Genomic DNA, 18,372 nt, shown 5'->3' with positions numbered 1-18,372 from the left:
TTTATTTAAAAAATGCTATAATAATACAAAGGAGCGTGATCAAATGAAAAAGTATTTGTATGTTTTTTTCACCTTTCTGGCCTGCCTTTTTGTCAGTCAGAATGTCCATGCATCTAGTCCATCTTATGATGTACTTTACTATGGTGGAACCTTGACCTTGGACACCTGGGATGATGCCACCTATGAGGAGGAGTTGGTCTATTACTTCAAAGATTCTTATAGAGGGCAGTATGTTAGCCTAGGAACTGCGGGGAACATGCCACAGGGCTTTGCAATTGAGATACCGCCAAAGGTTGAGGTGGAAGGTCGTGATCTTCAAAGAGAACCCGAGATTACGAATCTAGGTGATGGCTACCGAGTGAAAATTTATAACAGTGGTGTGGCGACAGATACAGTCAAAATTAAAGTCACATGGAAATTAAAAAATCTTCTTTATTCACACAAGGATATCTTGCAGTTGAACTGGAAACCAATTACGGATGGCGATCAGAAGGTGGACGAAGTTCAATTTCGTGTCATTCCTAAGTTTGCACCAGCCAATGCCCGGTCGGAACTGTATATCCATACAGCCTTTATGGGACCGGATGTGACTGTAAAGAAAGAAGATGGAATCTATTCTGCCACTTTCTATAACTTAGGCAAAGGAAAGGCTGTGGAGTTGTATGGTTACTGGTTGAAGTCAGACCTAACTACCTTGTATGATTCTGGTCGAAATACAGGATTGACCAAATTGGATGAATTTCACAAGAACCAAGCTAAAATTGAACAGGAAAAATACTGGACACGCATGTTTTGGAACTGGATCTTGCCAGCCTTAATTATTGCACTCTGGCTTCTTTCTCTCGTGGGTCGCAATCGGTTCAAAAAAATGATTTGGCCTGGTGTGACCTATCCGACCGATACTCGTCTTTATGAAATTCCACAGGACATTGCACCCCTGATTATGAGTTCGGTTGTTTATTCAGCTGAATTAGACGAGGCTTCCCCAACCAATAAAGAGAAGGCGACTCCGCCGGTATTTACATTTGAAAAAATGCTTCAAGCTACTTTGCTGGATCTGATGGATCGTGGAGTGATTGTTTACGAGCAACAAGGAAATGAAGTAATTTTGACCAGGAAGTCTCATGGACATGTGGATGATTTTGAACGCTCCTTTATGAATATGGCTTTTGGGGATCAAGTTTCCTGTCCTGTTAACCGTCTCTTTGAGAATTATGAATTCAGTGATGATCTATACAAACATGCCAAAAAAGCAGATCAAGATGCGATTCGTTCACTAGGAAGTAAGGCTCAGGCTCGTTTCGATACGGCTGTGAACCAAGTGGCCCGAGATGTTCATCGCAAGGTGGAAGATCTCCATTTGCCAAGCTACTATCGCCCTTTAGAAGCAAAAGAAGAAGCGCAAGCTAGACGAAGTCTCTTCTTTGGTTGGGCTGCTTGGTTTATCGCCCTTGGAGCAGAAATCTTTGCCATCTTTGGGATGGGTTGGTTCTCTGTTCCTTGTTTGATAGGGATCCTCATACTTTGGTTTATGCCAGTGCGCTTCAATGGTGTCTTTAAAGCCTGCCTACGAGATGGTGTTGTCAATCTTGCGGGTGCTGAGCAACGCTATTACTGGGATAGTTTTGGTCGGATGTTGAAAGAAATTGCCCACCTCAACGATGCAGAGTTGCAGTCTCTGGTCCTATGGAATCGCTTATTGGTCTATGCGGCCTTGTATGGTGTAGCCGATCAGGTCACAAAGGTTATGAAACTTCGGAATATTCATCTAGAAAATCAAGCCTTAAACGCCTTCGTTTATACTCCGTTCTATCATGATGTGACCCACTCAAGTCATGCCATGTCTACTTATGGATCGACAGCATCGACAGCTAGTCATTTCACGGTTTCTTCTGGTAGTGGAGGAGGCTTCTCTGGCGGAGGAGGCGGAGGAGGCTTTGGTGCCTTCTAAGTAGCACTAAGAATGGTCTTGGTCGCTCTTTCCTTTCTAGTACGGAGGGCCTGGTCCAGTCCATAGAATTATGATATAATAGATCAAATGTAAGTTTAGGAGAAAAAGATGTTTCTGATCGAATTAATCAAGGCGGTTCTTTTTGGGATTGTCGAAGGGATTACAGAATGGTTGCCAATCTCAAGTACTGGTCACTTGATTCTGCTACAGGATTTTGTGCAATTTAAAAATCAAGATCCGGCCTTTATGGAGATGTTCAATGTCGTGATCCAATTGGGTGCGATCCTTGCGGTTGTGGTGATTTATTTCGATAAATTGTATCCCTTCAAACCTGGTAAATCTCCACTCGAAGTACGGCGGACCTGGCAATTATGGGCAAAAGTTGCGGTTGCAACGCTCCCGCTTGTCTTTGTTTTTAAATTAGATGATTGGTTTGAGGCGCATTTCCACAATTCGATTTCCGTTGCGATTATGTTGATCACATACGGGATTGCCTTTATCTATCTAGAAAGACGGGAACAAGTTGAGCCGGCAGTGACGGAATTGCGTAAACTTCCTTATCGAACAGCTCTTTATATCGGACTCTTCCAAGTCTTATCGCTATTTCCAGGAACAAGCCGTTCAGGTGCTACGATTGTAGGTGGCTTGATCAATGGTGTTAGCCGTCCAGTCGTGACAGAATTCACCTTTTATCTAGGAATTCCAGCTATGTTTGGAGCAAGTCTCTTAAAAGTTGGGAAATTCGTTCTAGGAGGGCATTCGCTTGCACTGGGACAACTCTTTATTCTACTGGTAGCGATGGGAGTAGCCTTTGTGGTTAGTATGTATGCTATCCGCTTCTTGACAGATTATGTGAAAAATCATGATTTCACCGTCTTTGGGAAATACCGGATTGTTCTTGGTTCTATCTTGTTATTGTATGGACTCCTCCGTGTCATTTTCTAATAGAACGGTTGAACTCGATCAAATTGTTTTTTGAGGTTGGAGACTTTTGTCCCAACCTCTTTTCTATGCATCCTTTTTTTGAATTCTATCCAATTTTTTAGTATAATAGTAAGACTAGAAGTATGAGGTTATGCTATGAAGATGAAGCAAATTAGTGATTCAACTATTAAAATCACAATCCAACTAGAAGACTTAGAAGAACGTGGGATGGAAATTGCTGATTTTCTTGTCCCGCAAGAAAAAACAGAAGAATTTTTCTACGCCATTTTGGATGAGCTCGAAATGCCAGAAAGCTTCCTGGATAGCGGGATGCTGAGTTTTCGTGTGACACCAAAACCAGATAAATTGGATGTTTTTGTTACCAAATCAAAAATTGACCAACAATTGGATTTTGAGGATTTGTCAGATCTTCCTGATATGGAAGAGTTGTCGCGCATGACGCCAGATGAATTTATCAAAACCTTGGAAAAAACAATCTCTGATAAGACAAAAGGGGATGCAGAAGCTATTCACCATTTGGAACAAGAAGAGTTACGTGACAATCAAGAACAAGATCCGACACCTGAAGCGCCAGTAAGTCAGTATATTTATTACATTTTGCGTTTTTCAAATATCCAGCAAGCAGTTGCCTTTTCAAAAACGGTAAGCTTTCCAGTGGATACCTCTGAATTATACAAAATGGGATCCGATTATTATTTAACTGTCTTGATCGATACAGAGGATCAACCAAATCAATATCCAACCTGGTTACTTGCCATCATTCGGGAGTATGCGGATGATTCAGAAGTGACACGGGCAGTTCTGCAGGAACATGGTCATTTATTAATGGTGTCTGGTGCGATTGAGAATTTGAAGAAAGTTGCTAGCTTATGATGTCCTTTTCCTTGCAATTTGTTCTGGTGCTGATTGGGACTTTTGTGATTGCCTTGGTATTGACGCCCTTGGTTCGCCTATTCTCCTTTAAGATTGATGCCGTAGATTATCCGAATGCGCGTCGGATCAATACCAAACCCATGCCAAGCGCGGGTGGACTGTCTATTGTGATCGCTTTTTCGATTGCGACTCTCGTCTTTATTCCTATGCTGACATCCACCGCCGCACCAATCAAAAGTTACCTCTCCTATACATTGCCGGTCGTAGGAGCGGGATGGATTATCGCTCTCACAGGCTTGATCGATGATGTAAAAGAGTTGTCTGCCAAGAAAAAGATGATCGGCATCCTGCTAGCGGCGAGTCTGGTCTGGTTTTTGACAGATTTTCGGCTGAATGATTTTAAGATTCCTTTCGGTGGTCCCTTACTTCATTTTGAACCATGGCTATCGTATCTTTTGACAGTGATTTGGATCGTTTCTATCACCAATGCGGTCAATCTGATTGATGGACTAGATGGATTGGTGAGTGGGGTCTCTATTATTTCTCTCGTGACAATGGGGATTGTGTCCTATTTCTTTCTGCCGGTGCCCAATCTCTTTTTGACCATGACGATCTTTGTCTTGGTTGCGTCCATCGCAGGTTTCTTTCCTTTTAACTACCATCCTGCTATTCTCTATTTGGGAGACACGGGTGCCTTGTTTATCGGATTCATGATTTCTGTCTTGTCCTTGCAAGGTTTGAAAAATTCAACGGCAGTTGCTGTCGTTACTCCTATGATCATTTTGGGAGTACCGATTACAGATACCTTTTTAGCCATTATCCGTCGGACCCTGTCTGGTCAAAAATTTTATAAACCTGATCGCAATCACTTACACCACCGCCTACTCTCCCTAGGCTTAACGCATCGGGGAACTGTTCTTGTGATCTATGGGATTTCGATGATCTTCTCCTTGATTTCTCTCTTACTCAACATCTCGAGTCGCATTGGTGGCGTCCTACTTGTGATCGGGCTCTTGTTTGGAGTAGAGCTGTTAGCAGAATTGATCGGGGTTCTGGGGCCACATCATAGTCCTTTGTTAAATGTTCTGCGCTATATAGGGAATTCTTCCTACCGGGAGGAAGTTCGTCAAAAACGAAAAGAAAAAACTAAATAAGAATAGTTCTAATCAAAAGAAAAGCCATTTAGGCTTTTTTTTGATATACTTGAAAGGTAAAAAAATACTTTGTGATGAAGGGATCTTTGCTTTGAGAAACCTTCCAGACTTCAGAGTAAAAAGAAAGGGAATGCAATGTCGACATTAGAAATTAAAGACCTTCACGTTGAAATTGAAGGCAAAGAAATTTTAAAAGGTGTAAACCTGACCCTAAAAACTGGTGAGATCGCAGCCATCATGGGACCAAACGGAACAGGGAAATCTACTCTGTCAGCTGCCATTATGGGAAACCCAAATTATGAAGTAACCAAAGGGGAGATTCTGTTTGATGGTGTCAACATCTTGGAATTGGAAGTAGACGAACGTGCACGGATGGGCTTGTTCCTTGCCATGCAATACCCTTCAGAAATCCCAGGAATTACGAATGCAGAATTTTTACGTGCAGCCATGAATGCTGGTAAAGAAGAGGACGAGAAGGTCTCTATTCGTGATTTTATCAAAAAATTGGATGAAAAGATGGAACTGCTCAACATGAAAGAAGAAATGGCAGAACGCTATTTGAACGAAGGGTTCTCAGGTGGTGAGAAAAAACGCAATGAAATCCTTCAATTGTTGATGTTGGAACCAACATTTGCCCTTTTGGATGAAATTGACTCTGGTTTGGATATCGATGCTCTTAAGGTCGTATCTAAAGGGGTTAATGCAATGCGGGGTGAAGGTTTTGGAGCTATGATCATCACCCACTACCAACGTTTGTTGAACTATATTACTCCTGACGTCGTTCATGTGATGATGGAAGGCCGTGTCGTGCTTTCAGGTGGGCCAGAATTGGCTGCACGCTTGGAACGTGAAGGCTATGCCCAACTTGCAGAAGAACTCGGTTACGACTATAAAGAAGAACTATAACCTGATGACAAGTGATCTAATGTTGTCATAAAATCAAACAGATAGTATCTTTATTAGGAGAAAAAAATGAGTATTGAAAATATTACCCTCTTTTCGGAACTGCATGCTGAGCCAAGCTGGCTGCAAGATTTACGAAAAAAAGCTTTTGACAAGATCGATCAGTTGGAATTGCCAGCCATTGAACGCGTCAAATTTCACCGCTGGAATCTTGGGGATTGGACGATCACAGAAAGCGAGGCTTCTGCTAATGTTCCCGATTTTTCAGCCCTCGATTCAAACTTAAAATTAGTCCAAGTTGGAACCCAAACTGTATTTGAACAGGTGCCACAAGCCTTGGCAGACCAAGGAGTTCTATTCACAGATTTCCATACTGCCCTAGAAGAAATTCCGCAGGTGGTGGAAGACTACTTCATGTCTTCAGTTAAATACGATGATGATAAACTAGCAGCTTACCACACGGCTTATTTTAATAGTGGGGCTGTCCTTTATATTCCAGACAATGTCGAAATTTCAGAACCAATCGAAGGTATTTTCTACCAGGATAGCGACAGTGATGTACCTTTTAATAAGCACATTTTGATTATCGCAGGCAAAAACAGCAAGTTCAGCTATTTGGAACGCCTAGAATCAAAAGGTAATGGCTCAGCAACAGCAACTGCTAATGTGACGGTTGAGGTGATCGCCCGCTCAGGTGCCCAAGTGAAATTTGCGGCGATAGACCGCCTGGGTGAAAATGTCACAGCCTACATCAGTCGACGTGGAAAACTAGGTCAGGATGCCAGCATTGATTGGGCCATCGGTGTGATGAACGAAGGTAACGTGGTTGCAGACTTTGACAGTGACTTACTTGGAAACGGAAGTCATGCAGATTTGAAAGTCGTTGCTTTATCAAGCGGTCGTCAGGTACAAGGAATTGACACCCGCGTGACAAACTTTGGTTGCAACTCGATCGGAAATATCTTGCAACATGGGGTTATTCTTGAAAAAGGGACCTTGACCTTCAACGGAATCGGTCATATTATCAAGGGGGCCAAAGGAGCAGATGCTCAGCAAGAAAGCCGTGTCTTGATGTTATCGGATCAAGCGCGTTCAGATGCCAACCCAATTCTCTTGATTGATGAAAATGACGTCACAGCAGGCCATGCTGCGTCGATCGGTCAAGTGGACCCAGAAGATATGTATTACCTCATGAGTCGTGGTCTGGATCAACACACAGCAGAACGCTTAGTGGTGCGTGGTTTCTTGGGATCTGTTATTGTTGAAATCCCAGTTAAAGAAGTACGTGATGAAATGATTGCCACCATCGAAGAAAAGTTATCTCAACGCTAAGGAGAAACAATGCTAGATAAAAATACGATTGCTCAAGATTTTCCCATTCTCGATCAACTAGTTCATGATGAGCCTTTGGTTTATCTAGATAATGCGGCAACGACGCAAAAACCTAAACGTGTTCTCGAAGCAGTCAATCACTATTATTTGCAAGATAACGCCAATGTTCACCGTGGAGTCCATACCTTGGCTGAACGAGCGACAGCAGCTTATGAGGTAGCGCGTGAGAAAGTCAGAAAATTTATCAATGCTTCATCAACCAAGGAAGTGCTCTTTACAAGAGGGACAACGACCGGACTTAACTGGGTAGCCCGCTACGCAGAAGAAGTCTTAAAAGAGGGGGATGAAGTCCTGATTTCCATCATGGAACATCACTCCAACATCATTCCTTGGCAGCAAGCCTGCAAGAAGACGGGAGCAAAACTGGTCTATGTCTATCTAAAAGATGGCTTACTGGATATGCAGGACTTAAAGAGCAAGCTTAGTGAGAAGACAAAATTTGTCTCCATCACCCATGCTTCGAATGTCTTAGGGGTGGTCAATCCGATCAAGGAAATTGCTCGATTAGCTCATGAAGTTGGAGCGATCATGGTCGTAGATGGGGCTCAATCAACCCCTCATATGGCCATTGATGTACAAGACTTAGATGCGGATTTCTTTGCTTTTTCTGGCCACAAGATGGCTGCACCAACAGGGATTGGTGTCCTCTATGGGAAGGAAGAAATCTTAGAGCAAATGTCTCCGATCGAGTTTGGGGGCGAGATGATTGACTTTGTTTACGAACAATCTGCATCTTGGAAGGAATTGCCTTGGAAATTTGAAGCTGGAACACCTAATATGGCGGGCGCAATTGGTCTTGGTGCAGCAATCGATTACTTAGAAGAGCTGGGTATGGACCAGGTAGAAGCGCATGAGCAAGAACTGATTGCCTATGTGTTTCCAAAATTACAGGCTATCGAAGGCTTGACCATCTATGGTTCCCAAGACTTAGCCCAACGTTCTGGTGTCATTTCCTTTAATCTAGGAGATCTCCATCCGCATGACTTAGCAACAGCATTAGATTATGAAGGGATTGCCGTTCGTGCAGGTCACCACTGTGCACAACCGCTCCTTCAATACCTACAAGTCCCAGCGACAACGAGAGCAAGTTTTTATATCTACAACACCAAAGCGGACTGTGATAAATTAATTGAGGCATTGATCAAAGCAAAGGAGTTTTTCAATGGCACTTTCTAAATTAGATTCGCTGTACATGGCGGTCGTAGCCGATCATTCAAAACACCCCCATCACCAAGGGCAGATTGAAGATGTTGATCAGATCCAACTCAACAATCCAACTTGTGGAGATGTGATCCAGTTAAGTGTGAAATTTGATGAGAATGACAGGGTGGAAGATATTGCCTTTGTTAATTCAGGTTGTACGATCTCAACAGCTTCAGCTAGTATGATGACAGATGCTGTAATGGGAAAAACAAAAGAGGAAGTTGAAGAATTGGCACAGGTCTTTTCAGAAATGGTCCAAGGCCAGTCAGATCCTCGCCAAGAGGAATTAGGAGACGCAGCCTTCTTATCAGGGGTCTCAAAATTCCCACAACGGATTAAATGTGCAACCCTCTCCTGGAATGCTCTCAAAAAAGCGATTGAACGTAGCAAATAGTTAAAAGAAGAAACAGAGAAAGAAAGGAAATTATGGCTGAAGAAAGAGTCGAACCGAAACCAATTGATCTCGGTGAATATAAATTTGGATTTCACGATGACGTTCAACCCATTCTCTCTACCGGGAAGGGATTGAATGAAGCGGTTATTCGTGAATTGTCTGCAGCAAAAAATGAACCAGAATGGATGCTCGAATTCCGTTTGAAATCTTTTGAAACCTTCAAAAAGATGCCCATGCAAACCTGGGGAGCCGATCTATCAGAAATTGACTTTGATGATTTGATCTATTATCAAAAACCTTCGGATAAACCTGCCCGTTCATGGGACGAAGTTCCAGAGAAAATCAAGGAAACCTTTGAGAGAATCGGGATTCCAGAAGCCGAACGTGCCTATCTAGCGGGGGCTTCTGCCCAGTATGAATCAGAAGTGGTTTATCACAATATGAAAGAAGAGTTTGAAAAGTTGGGGATTATCTTCACCGATACGGATTCTGCCCTAAAAGAATATCCAGACCTTTTCAAACAGTATTTTGCGAAGTTAGTACCACCAACGGATAACAAATTGGCTGCCCTCAACTCAGCAGTATGGTCTGGTGGAACCTTCATTTATGTACCAAAAGGCGTAAAAGTAGACGTCCCCCTTCAAACTTACTTCCGTATCAACAACGAAAATACAGGTCAGTTTGAGCGTACCTTGATTATCGTGGATGAGGGGGCGAGTGTCCACTATGTGGAAGGCTGTACAGCGCCGACCTACTCAAGCAATAGCCTCCATGCAGCGATTGTTGAGATCTTTGCCTTGGATGGTGCTTATATGCGTTACACGACCATCCAAAACTGGTCAGACAATGTCTACAACTTGGTCACCAAGCGGGCCAAAGCTCAAAAAGATGCCACAGTTGAGTGGATCGACGGAAACTTAGGTGCCAAGACAACCATGAAGTACCCATCTGTTTATCTAGATGGAGAAGGAGCGCGTGGGACCATGTTGTCCATTGCCTTTGCGAATGCAGGTCAACACCAAGATACAGGTGCCAAGATGATCCACAATGCCCCTCACACTAGCTCGTCTATCGTGTCCAAATCCATCGCGAAGGGTGGCGGAAAGGTAGACTACCGTGGACAAGTTACCTTTAACAAAAATTCCAAGAAATCAGTTTCTCATATTGAGTGCGATACCATTATTATGGATGATTTGTCAGCATCAGATACCATTCCATTTAATGAAATTCACAACTCACAAGTTGCTTTGGAGCACGAAGCTAAGGTTTCAAAAATCTCAGAAGAACAACTGTATTATTTGATGAGTCGTGGTTTGTCTGAATCAGAAGCGACAGAAATGATTGTCATGGGATTTGTAGAGCCCTTTACAAAAGAACTTCCAATGGAATACGCCGTTGAGTTAAACCGACTCATTAGCTACGAAATGGAAGGATCTGTAGGATAATTCGTTTTAATAGCAAAATAAAATCACAATGGATTTGACTCCATTGTGATTTTTTTGCTTATAATTTTTCGTTGACATATCGAACGAATTCATTCCACCAAACCTTTAAGAAAAAGCTTTTCTCAATGGTTCTTCCTGCTACCATATCGACTGTTGGTTCTTGATCTTCTAAGTAGCCACGTCCGATTTTATCTGGATCAGTGTAGTGTAATTTTCCAAGACTTGTGCCTGATTTGACAGGTGCTCGGAATGATTCTTGGTTACTCTTGAATTGAATTTTTGGTTCCGCTTGACTGCCTTGCTTTTCGACGATATAGAAGTCTTTTTTTGCAACAGCTAAAACAGTCTCGGATTTCCCATCCATGACAGTTGCCTTACTTTTTCCGTAAGGATCTCCTTTTTTGACGACAATGGAAGAAACAAAGGTTCGTACCACGTAGTTCATTAGAGAAGAAGTAGCCACAAAGCGGGCATAAGGATCACCGTCAACTGCCTCAACTCCTAGGACAACTGTGATCATATGAATGCCATTTTGCGTCGTCGATGCAGCAAAGGCGATACCACCTTTGGTAGAGTTGCTGACCCGAAGGCCGTCGACGCCTGAACGGTAATTCGGCATGCCTTCTAGCATCAGGTTGGGGTTTTCAATCTGCGTGTTTGAAAAAAGAGCAGTGGGCTTTGAAGTATATTTGGTCACTTCAGGAAAATCCTGGAGTAAGTGCTTGGCAATAACAGCAATATCATAAGCACTCAATTGATTTTCGTCTTCTTTCCCGTCAGGATCTCCGCTAATGGTTTGAGTATTTAATCCGGTAGCATTGATTAAATGAGGAGATTGAATGCCCCATTCAGTAAGTTTTTGCTTCATTTTTTCAACGAAGCTTTTCTCAGAGCCACCCACTTTCTCAGCTAAGGCCAAGGCAGCAGTGCTAGAATTTCCAACTAAAAGAGCAGTCAATAACTGTTCAACCGTATATTGGTTCGCTTCCATAGGAAGAGTGCCAGCACCTTCGATATAATTTAAGGCTAGAGCTTTCTCAGACAGTTTGATAGGATCTTTCAGAGAAAGTTTTTTTTCATGAATGGCTTCGAAAATCAGATAAGTAGTCAAGAGTGTAGATAGTCCCCCCACATCTCGCTTTTTCTCTGAATCCTTTTCATATAAGATTTTACCTGTATCAGCTTCAACAGCAATAGCACTTTGAGCAGGAAGTTCTAGCTCATCTGCTAGAACGACTTGATAAGGTAAACTGCATAACAGCAGGATGAAGGTTAAAAAAGAAAGAAAGAATTTTTTCACAGTTGTTTCCTCGTTGCTTAGTCCTCTCTATTGTATCATACAAATGATTAATGGAAAATCGTAAAATCATCAATTAGCCTAAAAAGTCAGTCATAGCAAGGTTTTTGAATAGTGATAAATCGAATATTCAGAAAATTTAGTTTACTTTTTTTTCTACTTGTGATATAATCTTAAACAAATCTAAAAAAACTATTGGAGAATTCCTATGAAAAAAGGTAAAGTATTCGCAGTTGCCGGAGTAACACTCCTTGCAGCTGGATTGTTGGCTGCATGTTCTAGTTCAAATACTAGCAAAGAAAGCTCAGGCGAAGACAAAAACTATGGTTATGTCTACACAGATGATCCTCAAACTTTGGACTACACTGTATCTTCTAAAGCTGCTACACATGATATCACTACAAACGTCGTAGATGGTTTGATGGCAAATGACAAGTATGGGAATCTCGTACCATCACTTGCGGAAGATTGGTCTGTTTCAAAAGACGGTTTGACTTATACCTACAAAATTCGTAAAGGGGTTAAGTGGTATGATGCAGATGGTGAAGAACATGGCGAAGTGACTGCTAAAGACTTCGTGACTGGTTTGAAACACGCTGCTGATAAAAAATCTGAAACTCTTCCACTAGTTCAAGGATCTATCAAAGGCTTGGATGATTATGTGCAAGGGAAAATCACAGACTTCAGCCAGGTTGGTGTCAAAGCTGTTGACGATTACACACTTGAGTATACATTGAATAAACCAGAAACTTTCTGGAATTCTAAAACTACAAACGGAATCTTGTTCCCAATTAGCACAGATTTCTTGAAGAGTAAAGGCGATGATTTTGGTCAACCAAACGATGTGAAATCAATCCTTGCAAATGGACCATTCCTTCTTAAATCTATTACTTCAAAATCATCTGTTGTATTTGAAAAGAACGACAATTACTGGGATAAGAAAAACGTTCACCTTAAAGAAGTGAAACTTACTTACTACGATGGATCAGACCAAGATTCATTGGCACGTGGCTTCTCTGATGGGGCTTATACAGTTGCTCGTTTGTTCCCTGCAAGTTCAAACTTTGCAACTATTTCGAAAAAATACAAAGACAATATCTACAACACACCAGCTGGTTCAGGTGTAGCGGTCCTTGGTTTCAACATCGACCGTCAATCATACAAACACACTGCTAAAAAATCAGATGCTGAAAAGGCTGCGACTAAGAAAGCAATCTTGAACAAAGATTTCCGTCAAGCAATTACCTTTGCGTTAGACCGTGAAAGCTATTCTGCACAGTTAAATAGTAAAGAATTTGCTAAACCAGCTATCCGTAATACCTACACAGCTCCAGCCTTTGTGCAAGTAAATGGAAAAGATTTTGGAGATGTAGTTGCAGATAAGTTGACTACTTATGGAGACCAATGGAAGGGTATCAACCTTGAAGATGGTCAAGACGGTCTTTACAATAAAGACAAAGCCAAAGCTCAACTTGAAAAAGCGAAAGCTGAACTTCAAAAAGATGGTGTTCAATTCCCGATTCATATTGATGTACCAGTAGCACAAAACTCAAAAGGATTTGTTGCTCGGATGCAATCTTTGAAACAAACAGTGGAAGACACTCTTGGTAAAGACAATGTTGTTCTTGATCTTCAAATGATGGACCAAGATGAAGTATTGAACATTACTTTGAATGTACCATCAGCAGCAGATGCTGATTGGGACCTTCAAGGATTGGTTGGATGGAACCCAGACTATGATGATCCATCAACTTACCTCGATACACTTCAACCATCTTCAGAAGACCAAACAAAAGTCTACCTTGGTTTTGCAGGTGGTGTAGATAATGCTTCAGCTAAAGCGGTTGGCTTAGATGAGTATGCAAAACTTCTTGCAGATGCTAATAGTGAATCACAAGATGTAGCAAAACGATATGAAAAATACGCAGCTGCTCAAGCGTGGTTGAGCGATAGTGCTTTGGTGGTTCCAACAATGTCAAGTACAGGTGCAGCAACTGTCATCTCTAAAGTGGTCCCATTCTCTGGCCCATCATCTCAAACAGGTAACAAAGGATCTTCATACTTCAAATATGTAGAAGTTCAAGATGAACCAGTTACTAAGAAACAATACGAACAAGCACGTGAAAAATGGCAAAAAGAAAAAGCTGAGTCAAACAAAAAAGCTCAACAAGATCTTGAAAAACACGTTAAATAATTTAATTATTGCTTTTCATTAGAACTTTCTCTTCTAGGGGAGAAAGTTCTTTTGGACATTAAAGGAATGAAATATGAAAAAATATGTTTTTATGCGTATTTTGCGTTCGTTAGTGTCGATCTTTCTCGTCACGACATTAACCTACATGATTATCTATACGCTAACACCGAGAAATCTCATCTTTAAGAATGACCCTAACTACAATAAAGTAGCGAAGACAAAAGATTCGAAGATCAACTACGAAAATACTGTCTACGATCGCATGGGTTATTTGGAATACATGGATTCAAAGAGCTTGCAACAAAAAGCAAGTAAAGAAGATTCTTCTGTAACAGTTGATGCGACTACTGCTAATGAAAAGATCTATAAGGAATACATTAAAAAATTAGGTCATGGTTGGCAGTTGAAACGTTTCCCAGAAAGCAAGTCTTTCTATGCGGTGCGTGAAATTCCGGTTTTTGAACGTGTCATTAGTTTCTATGCGAATTTGATTCAATTTGATCATCCAGGTTGGGTGAAAGATGCCTCAAATCCAAATCTCAAACGCTATATCCGTATTGAAAATGATCCATCTATTGGTTGGTCTGTTGTAGGTTCTGGTACGAAGCACAAATACCTCTTGTACTTTAATGGTCAATTCCCATATGTACACCAAAACTTTGTGACCTTAAACCTTGGAAATTCATATCCAACTTATTCAAATACCCCTGTTCTTCAAGTTATTACCCAAGGACAAGGAACGACTAAGAAGAGTGAAGTGAACTTCCCGACAGGTAAAAAGACATCTTCAATCGATATCTACTCACGTACCTACAAATCACCAAGTAAGGCAGACTCACAAGATATCAGTCGATTTGGTAAAGGGGACGCTTATACAGCAACGTTGAGCAACTATGAGAATCCATCCATGATTGCATCTTCTTCAATCATTGGTTTGATTGGTATTGCGATTGCTTACTTGATTGCGATCCCATTAGGATCTTACATGGCTCTGTTCAAGGACTCATGGTTTGATAGCATCTCAACAGCAACCTTGACATTTATGATGTCTCTTCCAACTATTGCCCTTGTTTACATTGTGCGTCTAGCAGGTTCATTCTTTGGACTTCCAGACTCATTCCCAGTACTTGGAGCACAGGATTGGCGTTCATATGTATTGCCTTCTCTGATTCTTGGCTTGTTGAGTGCTCCATTTATCGCAGTTTGGATTCGTCGTTACATGATCGATATCCACTCGCAAGATTTCGTCCGTTTTGCTCGTTCAAAAGGATTGTCAGAACGTGAGATCTCAAGAAAACACATCTTCAAAAATGCGATGGTTCCATTGGTATCTGGTATTCCAGGTTCTATTATTGGAGTTATCTCAGGTGCGACACTTACTGAAACGGTCTTCGCTTTCCCAGGTATGGGTAAAATGTTGATTGACTCTATTAAAGCATCAAACAACACCATGGTCATCGGACTTGTCTTCATCTTCACATCACTTGGTATCTTTGCTGCCATGTTAGGTGATATCTTGATGACCGTGCTTGATCCACGGATTAAATTAACGAATACGAAAGGAGGCAAATAATGGCTACAATCGATAAAAATAAATTTCAGTTTGTAAAACGCGATGACTTTGCCTCTGAAGTAATCGATGCTCCAGCATATTCTTACTGGAAATCTGTATTCAGACAATTCTTGAAAAAAAGAACTACCATCATTATGCTTGCTATTTTAATTGGGATTCTCTTGATGAGTTTTGTCTACCCGATGTTTTCAAATTTTGATTACAACGACGTAAGTAAGGTAAATGACTTTTCAGCACGTTTGAATCCACCAAGTGCCAAAGCTTTCTTTGGTACAGATAATAACGGTAAATCCCTCTTTGATGGAGTTTGGTTTGGTGCTCGAAATTCTATTATCATTTCCTTCATCGCCACTGTTATTAACGTGGTAGTCGGAGTCATCGTTGGTGGAATTTGGGGGATCTCAAAATCTATCGACCGTATCATGATGGAAGTTTATAACGTTATTTCAAACATTCCATTTATGTTGATCGTTATCGTCTTGACTTACTCAATGGGATCTGGTTTCTGGAACTTGATTCTTGCCATGTCCTTAACAGGATGGATCGGAATTGCTTATACCATTCGTGTCCAAATCATGCGTTACCGTGATTTGGAGTACAACCTTGCCAGCCGAACATTAGGAACACCAACTTTGAAAATTGTTACGAAAAATATTTTGCCTCAATTGGTATCTGTTATCGTGACACAAACATCACAGTTGCTTCCAAGCTTTATTTCTTACGAAGCTTTCCTTTCCTTCTTCGGACTTGGTCTTCCAATTACAGTTCCAAGTTTGGGACGATTGATTTCTGACTATTCTCAAAACGTAACTACAAATGCCTACCTATTCTGGATTCCGCTTACTGTTTTGATTTTAGTATCCTTGTCATTCTTTATCGTCGGACAAAACTTGGCCGATGCCAGCGACCCACGTACACATAGATAAGAGGAGTAGATATGACATCAAATAACAATATTATTTTATCTGCTCAAGATATCGTAGTGGAATTTGACGTGCGCGATCGCGTACTGACAGCTATTCGTGGCGTATCGCTTGAGCTAGTGGAAGGTGAAGTTCTTGCCTTGGTTGGTGAGTCAGGTTCAGGGAAATCAGTTTTGACAAAAACATTCACTGGAATGTTAGAAGATAACGGCCGTATTGCCCAAGGTTCGATTAAATACCGTGGTCAAGAATTGACAGATTTGAAATCGAATAAAGATTGGGAAAATATTCGTGGATCAAAGATCGCTACAATTTTCCAAGACCCAATGACAAGTTTGGACCCAATCAACACAATTGGTTCACAAATTACAGAAGTCATTATCAAACACCAAGGGAAAACAGCTAAAGAAGCCAAAGAAATGGCTTTGGACTATATGGAGAAAGTTGGAATTCCAGATGCTGAACGTCGTTTTGATGAGTATCCATTCCAATATTCAGGTGGGATGCGTCAACGGATCGTTATTGCCATCGCCTTGGCCTGTCGTCCAGATATCTTAATCTGTGACGAACCAACAACAGCCCTTGACGTAACCATTCAAGCGCAAATCATTGATTTGTTGAAATCCCTTCAAAAAGAATACCAATTTACAGTTATCTTCATCACCCACGACTTAGGTGTGGTTGCAAGTATTGCAGATAAAGTAGCCGTTATGTATGCTGGCGAAATTGTTGAGTTTGGGAAAGTAGAAGAAATTTTCTACGATCCAAAACATCCATATACATGGAGCTTGCTTTCAAGCTTGCCTCAATTGTCAACCTCAGATGGTGATCTTTACTCTATTCCAGGGACTCCGCCATCATTGTATGCTCCAATCAAAGGAGATGCCTTCGCACTTCGTTCAGACTATGCAATGCAGATTGATTTTGAAGAAGAGGCACCTGCTTTCAAAGTAACCGATACTCACTGGGCTAAGACATGGTTGCTCCATCCAGATGCACCAACAGTTCATAAACCAGAAGTAATCGAAAACCTTCACGAAAAGATTGGCTCAAAAATGGGCTTCACTCACATGACAGAATAGGAGGAAGGAAATGACTGAAAAATTAGTTGAAATTAAAGATTTAGAAATTTCCTTCGGTGAAGGAAGTAAAAAATTCGTTGCTGTAAAGAATGCCAATTTCTTCATTAATAAGGGAGAAACTTTCTCTCTTGTTGGTGAATCAGGAAGTGGGAAGACGACAATTGGCCGTGCGATCATCGGTTTGAATGATACAAGTGCTGGAGAAATTATTTATGATGGGCGCAAGATCAACGGAAAAAACTCTCATAGTGAAAAATCAGAGTTGATCCGTAAAATTCAAATGATCTTCCAAGACCCAGCAGCAAGTTTGAATGAACGTGCAACAGTTGATTATATCATCTCTGAAGGTTTGATCAACCACCATTTGTTTAACAGTGAAGAAGAACGTCAGGAAAAAGTGAAAAATATTATGCATGAGGTTGGACTTCTAGCAGAACATTTGACACGTTACCCTCACGAATTCTCAGGTGGTCAACGTCAACGGATCGGTATTGCCCGTGCACTTGTCATGGAACCAGAATTTGTCATTGCGGATGAACCAATCTCAGCCCTTGACGTTTCAGTACGTGCGCAAGTTTTGAACCTTTTGAAAAAATTCCAAAGAGAATTAGGCTTGACCTATCTCTTTATCGCCCATGACTTGTCAGTTGTGCGCTTCATTTCTGACCGTATTGCAGTTATCTATAAAGGGATTATTGTAGAAGTAGCAGAAACTGAAGAGCTATTTAATCACCCAATCCATCCGTACACGCAATCGCTTCTTTCAGCGGTCCCAATTCCAGATCCAATTCTAGAACGTAAAAAAGTTCTAAAAATCTATGATCCAGAACAACATGATTACTCTGAAGATAAACCACAAATGGTTGAAATTAAACCAGGTCATTATGTATGGGCTAACAAAGCTGAAGAAAACAAATACAGACAAGAATATAAATAGAGAGGATTCCCTCTCTATTTTCTTTATTCAAAAAACTTTCAAGAAAGTAAAAATTTTTGAAAAAAAGTGTTGACAGTAGGGGAAGGTCATGATATACTAATATAGT

At 41.1% G+C, this 18,372-nt stretch carries 15 protein-coding genes; 14 read left to right on the top strand and 1 reads right to left on the bottom strand.

Annotated features, from left to right (window positions below; genetic code table 11):
* Window positions 1-43 precede the first annotated feature (43 nt).
* The 9 genes from O3602_RS09545 (at window position 44) to sufB (ending at window position 10,260) form a co-directional block, all read left to right on the top strand.
* On the top strand, window positions 44-1,951 hold the full coding sequence (locus tag O3602_RS09545) for a DUF2207 domain-containing protein (protein ID WP_371611588.1): 1,908 nt from the start codon (window positions 44-46) through the stop codon (window positions 1,949-1,951).
* A gap of 108 nt (window positions 1,952-2,059) precedes the next feature.
* The gene (locus O3602_RS09540; RefSeq protein ID WP_003013906.1) at window positions 2,060-2,896 is read left to right on the top strand and encodes an undecaprenyl-diphosphate phosphatase; all 837 of its coding nucleotides are present in this window, start codon (window positions 2,060-2,062) and stop codon (window positions 2,894-2,896) included.
* Window positions 2,897-3,031: 135 nt separating this feature from the next.
* The gene (gene mecA / locus O3602_RS09535) at window positions 3,032-3,769 is read left to right on the top strand and encodes an adaptor protein MecA (protein ID WP_003013950.1); all 738 of its coding nucleotides are present in this window, start codon (window positions 3,032-3,034) and stop codon (window positions 3,767-3,769) included.
* Window positions 3,766-4,923 (top strand): glycosyltransferase family 4 protein, encoded by a 1,158-nt coding sequence (locus O3602_RS09530; protein ID WP_369088136.1) that lies wholly within the window; start codon window positions 3,766-3,768, stop codon window positions 4,921-4,923. The genes mecA and O3602_RS09530 overlap by 4 nt, the downstream gene beginning before the upstream one ends.
* A gap of 135 nt (window positions 4,924-5,058) precedes the next feature.
* A complete protein-coding gene (gene sufC / locus O3602_RS09525; RefSeq protein WP_371611587.1) occupies window positions 5,059-5,829 on the top strand; it encodes a Fe-S cluster assembly ATPase SufC in 771 nt (256 codons plus the stop codon).
* A gap of 66 nt (window positions 5,830-5,895) precedes the next feature.
* Window positions 5,896-7,158, top strand: coding sequence for a Fe-S cluster assembly protein SufD (gene sufD, locus O3602_RS09520; RefSeq protein ID WP_371611586.1), 1,263 nt, complete (start codon window positions 5,896-5,898; stop codon window positions 7,156-7,158).
* Window positions 7,159-7,167: 9 nt separating this feature from the next.
* Window positions 7,168-8,394: a cysteine desulfurase gene (locus O3602_RS09515; RefSeq protein ID WP_371611585.1), complete on the top strand. Its 1,227-nt coding sequence runs from the start codon at window positions 7,168-7,170 to the stop codon at window positions 8,392-8,394.
* Complete coding sequence (gene sufU, locus O3602_RS09510) at window positions 8,381-8,815, top strand: Fe-S cluster assembly sulfur transfer protein SufU (RefSeq protein WP_003010276.1); 435 nt, start codon at window positions 8,381-8,383, stop codon at window positions 8,813-8,815. Before O3602_RS09515 ends, sufU begins: the two co-directional genes overlap by 14 nt.
* Before the next feature lie 32 nt (window positions 8,816-8,847).
* Window positions 8,848-10,260: a Fe-S cluster assembly protein SufB gene (gene sufB / locus O3602_RS09505; RefSeq protein WP_003010279.1), complete on the top strand. Its 1,413-nt coding sequence runs from the start codon at window positions 8,848-8,850 to the stop codon at window positions 10,258-10,260.
* 58 nt (window positions 10,261-10,318) lie between these two features.
* Here sufB and O3602_RS09500 read toward each other — a convergent pair whose 3' ends face one another.
* Entirely contained in the window at window positions 10,319-11,560 is a 1,242-nt protein-coding gene (locus tag O3602_RS09500) for a serine hydrolase (RefSeq protein WP_371611584.1), read from the bottom strand.
* Window positions 11,561-11,765: 205 nt separating this feature from the next.
* Between O3602_RS09500 and O3602_RS09495 the strand changes: the two genes are divergently transcribed.
* The 5 genes from O3602_RS09495 to O3602_RS09475 all read left to right on the top strand — a co-directional run bounded on the left by O3602_RS09495 (window position 11,766) and on the right by O3602_RS09475 (window position 18,266).
* The gene (locus O3602_RS09495; protein WP_003013873.1) at window positions 11,766-13,751 is read left to right on the top strand and encodes a peptide ABC transporter substrate-binding protein; all 1,986 of its coding nucleotides are present in this window, start codon (window positions 11,766-11,768) and stop codon (window positions 13,749-13,751) included.
* A 73-nt stretch (window positions 13,752-13,824) separates the two neighbouring features.
* Window positions 13,825-15,324 carry an ABC transporter permease gene (locus O3602_RS09490; protein ID WP_003013994.1) on the top strand — a complete coding sequence of 500 codons (1,500 nt, stop codon included), beginning with the start codon at window positions 13,825-13,827 and terminating at the stop codon, window positions 15,322-15,324.
* The gene (gene oppC, locus O3602_RS09485; protein WP_003010290.1) at window positions 15,324-16,250 is read left to right on the top strand and encodes an oligopeptide ABC transporter permease OppC; all 927 of its coding nucleotides are present in this window, start codon (window positions 15,324-15,326) and stop codon (window positions 16,248-16,250) included. Before O3602_RS09490 ends, oppC begins: the two co-directional genes overlap by 1 nt.
* 11 nt (window positions 16,251-16,261) lie before the next feature.
* Complete coding sequence (locus O3602_RS09480; protein WP_049485799.1) at window positions 16,262-17,329, top strand: ABC transporter ATP-binding protein; 1,068 nt, start codon at window positions 16,262-16,264, stop codon at window positions 17,327-17,329.
* A 10-nt stretch (window positions 17,330-17,339) separates the two neighbouring features.
* A complete protein-coding gene (locus tag O3602_RS09475; RefSeq protein WP_003013893.1) occupies window positions 17,340-18,266 on the top strand; it encodes an ATP-binding cassette domain-containing protein in 927 nt (308 codons plus the stop codon).
* Window positions 18,267-18,372: the final 106 nt, after the last annotated feature.

It is taken from the genome of Streptococcus sp. 27098_8_186 (assembly GCF_041432055.1).
Classification (GTDB): Bacteria; Bacillota; Bacilli; order Lactobacillales; family Streptococcaceae; genus Streptococcus; species Streptococcus dentalis.
Note: the sequence above shows the minus strand (reverse complement) of the source record. Positions and strands in the feature narration are given on the sequence as shown.